Source organism: Streptomyces sp. SID14478, from assembly GCF_010548525.1.
Taxonomy (GTDB): Bacteria; Actinomycetota; Actinomycetes; order Streptomycetales; family Streptomycetaceae; genus Streptomyces.
Genome location: NZ_JAAGMG010001011.1, coordinates 1 through 606, shown reverse-complemented (window position 1 = coordinate 606; position 606 = coordinate 1). Strand labels below are relative to the sequence as shown.

Genomic DNA, 606 nt, shown 5'->3' with positions numbered 1-606 from the left:
GCCGGGGCTTTCGCCGGGCGCGGTGAGCAGCGCGTGGCGGGCGTCGCGACGCCGTGCCGGTCCGTCAGGAGCACCTCGGTGGTCGGCAGCGTCGGCGGTCCCTCGCCCGCGCCCTCACCCTGCCGCCCCGGGCTTCCAGGGCGGCAGAGGCCCGGGGGTCAGGTCTGCGGGGCCGCGTCCTCCGCGTGCAGGCTCATCGGGCCGTAGATCACCGTGCTGTCCTCGGAGAGCGTGACCTGGTCCGCGCCGCCCTCGACCAGCCCCTTCCAGTACTCACCGAGCCAGGACTCGGCGTCGCCCTGCGTCGTGAACTCCTCGGGCTCGACCGCGGGGGCCACCTCCGTCCCGTCGGACTTCTCGAACCGCCACGTCCATACCGCCATGTCAGCCTCCCGGTACCGGATGTCCGATGTCCCTGGAAGCCTAGCCGGGCGCGCGGGCCTCGCGGCGGCGCGGGAGGATCTTCCCGTGGAACTGACTCTGCTCGGCACCGGCGCCCCCGAAGGGCTGCCCCGCCCCGACTGCCCCTGTGCGGCCTGCGCGCTCGCGCTCGGCCCGCGCTCCCGCGCCGCGACGGCCGTGTTGGTCGACGGGACGCTGCTGCTC

Annotated in this window: 1 protein-coding gene and 1 pseudogene; one reads left to right on the top strand and one right to left on the bottom strand. The window is 75.4% G+C overall.

The features are described 5' to 3' along the window. Positions 1-158: 158 nt before the first annotated feature. Positions 159-383 carry a hypothetical protein gene (locus G3I40_RS32605; RefSeq protein ID WP_164306220.1) on the bottom strand — a complete coding sequence of 75 codons (225 nt, stop codon included), beginning with the start codon at positions 381-383 and terminating at the stop codon, positions 159-161. Between the two features lie 85 nt (positions 384-468). Here G3I40_RS32605 and G3I40_RS47525 point away from each other — a divergent pair. Further along, positions 469-606: pseudogene (locus G3I40_RS47525) on the top strand (adenosylcobinamide kinase/adenosylcobinamide phosphate guanyltransferase); the annotation flags it as partial.